Here is a 4,075-nt window from a genome sequence, read left to right on the forward strand (position 1 = left end):
GGCGGTACCCGCAGGGGCCGCGCTGGGCACGGCCGTTGGTGTCACCGCGGTGTGCGCGGCGGCGGGCGCGCTCTTCGGGCCGTACGGCGTGCTGCGGCACGCGCTCGCTGTGCTGCTGGCGCTCGGCGCGGCCCAACTCCTGCTGCGGCACTGCGTACGCCGGTTCGGCGGGGTCACCGGCGATGTGTTCGGCGCGCTGGCCGAGACGGCGGCGACGGCGGCCCTGCTGGTGCTGACGTTCGGCTAGGGCCTGTCGTCAAAGTGCTGTCGTCGTTGCCCGGACGGCGGCCTGTGTGACGGCCCGTGTGGCGGTCCGGCTGCCGCTCCGTGCGGCGGTCCGTGTGGCGCTCCGTGTTTGCCGCTCTGTCTAATAAGCGGCCCGCGTGGGCGATTTCCGTCACCGAGCGTAGGCTCTGCGGCGGGGCGGCCCCATCCATCGGCCACCGACAAACTCAACGGAAGCGAGATTTCACCACCGTGACTGCTCTCACTCTCAGCACGGCCGGCGCCGCGACGCTGCGCGCCGACGCCGTCGTCGTAGGCGTGGCGAAGGGCGCCAAGGGCCCCGTGGTCGCACCCGGCGCCGAAGCCGTGGACAAGGCGTTCGGCGGAAAGCTCGCCGCCGTACTGGAGACCCTGGGTGCCACCGGCGCCGAGGGCGAGGCGACCAAGGTCCCCGCGCCCGCCGGCCTCAAGGCCCCGGTCGTGCTGGCCGTCGGGCTCGGCACCGTACCGGACAAGGCGGACACCAAGGACGCGGCGGACGGCGAGTACGCCGAGGAGACCCTGCGGCGCGCCGCAGGTGTCGCCGCCCGGGTGCTGGCCGGCGCCAAGAAGGCCGCCTTCGCGCTGCCCGTCACGGCCGCCGAGGACGTCCAGGCGATCGGCGAGGGCGCGCTGCTCGGCGCGTACGCCTTCACCGCGTTCCAGGCCGTCCCGCAGGACGCCAAGGGCCCGCTCGGCGAGGTCGCCCTGCTGGGCGCCAAGCCGCGCGACAAGGCCCACAAGGCCGCCGCCGAGCGCGCCGTGGCCGTCGCGGAGGAGATCAACCGCGCCCGCGACCTGGTCAACACCCCGCCGAACGAGCTGAACCCGGCGTCCTTCGCCGCCGTCGCCACCGCGGCCGGCAAGGAGCACGGCATCAAGGTGCAGGTGCTCGACGAGAAGGCGCTCACCAAGGGCGGCTTCGGCGGCATCCTCGGCGTCGGCGTCGGCTCGGAGGCCCCGCCGCGGCTGGTGAAGCTCTCCTACACGCACGCCAAGGCGGACAAGTCGCTCGCCTTCGTCGGCAAGGGCATCACCTACGACTCGGGCGGCATCTCGCTCAAGCCGGCCGGCCACAACGAGACGATGAAGTGCGACATGGCCGGTGCCGCCGCCGTGTTCGCCGCCGTCGTCACGGCGGCGCGGCTCGGTCTCCGGGTCAACGTCACCGGCTGGCTGGCGCTCGCCGAGAACATGCCGTCCGGTTCGGCCACCCGCCCGGGTGACGTACTGCGGATGTACAGCGGCAAGACCGTCGAGGTGCTCAACACCGACGCCGAGGGCCGGCTGGTGCTGGCCGACGCGCTGGCGAAGGCGTCCGAGGACGCCCCCGACGCGATCGTCGACGTGGCGACGCTGACCGGCGCGATGATGATGGCGCTCGGCAGCCGCACCTTCGGCATCATGTCCAACGACGACGCCTTCCGTACCGAACTGCACGAGATCGCGGAGGAGGTCGGCGAGCCGTCCTGGCCGATGCCGCTCCCTGCCGACCTGCGCAAGGGCCTCGACTCCCCCACCGCCGACATCGCCAACATGGGCGAGCGGATGGGCGGCGGCCTGGTCGCCGGGATCTTCCTGCGGGAGTTCGTCGGCGAGGGCATCGCCTGGGCCCACCTGGACATCGCGGGTCCGGCCTTCAACGAGGCGGGTCCCTTCGGCTACACCCCCAAGGGCGGCACAGGCTCGGCGATCCGCACCCTGGTGCGCCTCGCGGAGCGCACCGCCGACGGCGACCTCGGCTGAGCCTCGCCACCGCACGTCCCGTACGGCCCCGGGCTCCCCGCCCGGGGCCGTACGGCTTTGCCCTGCCTTTGCCGCTGTTCGCCCTGAACGAAATCCGTACGCGCGTACGCCCCGGGGAGGGGCCCGGACGGCGGATGGGACGTACCACACTGCGGCCCGGCGTCCCGTCGGCGGCCGACAAGTGCGAAGATGGGTCTTCGGCAGGACAGGGCCCCCACCACAGGGCCGAAATAAAGCGGCCGTACACCCGCCGCCGCCCGGTCAGGGAAGACCGGCACCGGCGCACCATGCATGGAGGACGTGACGTGGCGAACGACGCCAGCACCGTTTTCGACCTAGTGATTCTCGGCGGCGGTAGCGGCGGTTACGCCGCGGCGCTGCGCGGGGCGCAGCTTGGTCTCGACGTCGCCCTGATCGAGAAGAACAAGCTCGGCGGCACCTGCCTGCACAACGGTTGCATCCCCACCAAGGCCCTGCTGCACGCCGGCGAGATCGCCGACCAGGCGCGTGAGAGCGAGCAGTTCGGTGTCAAGGCCACTTTCGATGGCATCGACATCGCCGGGGTCCACAAGTACAAGGACGACGTGATCGCGGGCCTCTACAAGGGCCTGCAGGGGCTGGTCGCCTCCCGCAAGGTGACCTACATCGAGGGTGAGGGGCGTCTCTCCTCCCCCACATCCGTCGACGTGGACGGCAAGCGCATCCAGGGCCGCCACATCCTCCTGGCCACCGGCTCCGTACCGAAGTCGCTGCCCGGCCTGGAGATCGACGGCAACCGCATCATCTCCTCCGACCACGCCCTGACGCTGGACCGGGTCCCGGAGTCCGCGATCATCCTGGGCGGCGGCGTCATCGGCGTCGAGTTCGCCTCGGCGTGGAAGTCCTTCGGCACCGAGGTGACCGTCGTCGAGGGCCTGAAGCACCTGGTGCCGGTCGAGGACGAGAACAGCTCGAAGCTCCTGGAGCGGGCGTTCCGCAAGCGCGGTATCAAGTTCAACCTGGGCACCTTCTTCGACAAGGCCGAGTACACCGAGAAGGGTGTCAAGGTCACGCTGGCCGACGGCAAGGAGTTCGAGGCCGAGGTGCTGCTCGTGGCCATCGGCCGCGGACCGGTCTCGCAGGGCCTCGGTTACGAGGAGCAGGGCGTCGCGATGGACCGGGGCTATGTCCTGGTCGACGAGTACATGCGGACCAACGTCGAGACGGTCTCGGCCGTCGGTGACCTGGTCCCGACCCTCCAGCTCGCGCACGTCGGCTTCGCCGAGGGCATCCTCGTCGCGGAGCGTCTCGCCGGTCTGAAGACCGTGCCGATCGACTACGACGGTGTGCCGAAGGTGACGTACTGCCACCCCGAGGTCGCGTCGGTGGGGCTCTCCGAGGCCAAGGCCAAGGAGGTGTACGGCGCGGACAAGGTCGTCGCCCTCAAGTACAGCCTCGCGGGCAACGGCAGGAGCAAGATCCTCAAGACCGCGGGCGAGATCAAGCTCGTCCAGGTCAAGGACGGTGCCGTCGTCGGTGTCCACATGGTCGGTGACCGGATGGGCGAGCAGGTCGGCGAAGCCCAGCTGATCTACAACTGGGAAGCCCTGCCGGCCGAGGTCGCGCAGCTCATCCACGCGCACCCGACGCAGAACGAGGCGCTCGGTGAGGCCCATCTGGCCCTCGCCGGCAAGCCCCTGCACGCCCACGACTAGTAGCCCCTCCCGGGCACTGCGTCCCAGGGCCGCGACGACCACTTCACTTTCCGTAAGGAGCAACTGAAACCATGTCGGTTTCCGTAACCCTGCCGGCGCTCGGCGAGAGCGTCACCGAGGGCACCGTCACCCGCTGGCTCAAGGCCGAGGGCGAGCGCGTCGAGGCCGACGAGCCGCTGCTTGAGGTCTCGACCGACAAGGTCGACACCGAGATCCCGGCTCCGGCCTCCGGTGTGCTGGCCTCCATCAAGGTCGCCGAGGACGAGACCGTCGAGGTCGGCGCCGAGCTGGCCGTCATCGACGACGGCACGGGCGAGCCCGCTGCCGCCCCGGCCGCCGCCGAGGCCCCGGCCCCCGCCGCCGAGGCTCCT

4 protein-coding genes are annotated in these 4,075 nt (G+C 71.1%); all 4 read left to right on the top strand.

What is annotated here, in order from left to right; all coding sequences use genetic code 11:
* The coding region (locus G3I19_RS35060) for an adenosylcobinamide-GDP ribazoletransferase (RefSeq protein WP_203601040.1) at positions 1-247 on the top strand (247 nt) is incomplete at its 5' end.
* A gap of 230 nt (positions 248-477) precedes the next feature.
* A complete protein-coding gene (locus G3I19_RS35065) occupies positions 478-2,010 on the top strand; it encodes a leucyl aminopeptidase (RefSeq protein WP_164267732.1) in 1,533 nt (510 codons plus the stop codon).
* 305 nt (positions 2,011-2,315) lie between these two features.
* On the top strand, positions 2,316-3,704 hold the full coding sequence (gene lpdA / locus G3I19_RS35070) for a dihydrolipoyl dehydrogenase (protein WP_164267733.1): 1,389 nt from the start codon (positions 2,316-2,318) through the stop codon (positions 3,702-3,704).
* A 71-nt stretch (positions 3,705-3,775) separates the two neighbouring features.
* A partial coding sequence (locus tag G3I19_RS35075) for a biotin/lipoyl-containing protein (protein ID WP_343235307.1) occupies positions 3,776-4,075 on the top strand: 300 nt, incomplete at its 3' end.

It is taken from the genome of Streptomyces sp. SID10853 (assembly GCF_010548145.1).
Classification (GTDB): Bacteria; Actinomycetota; Actinomycetes; order Streptomycetales; family Streptomycetaceae; genus Streptomyces.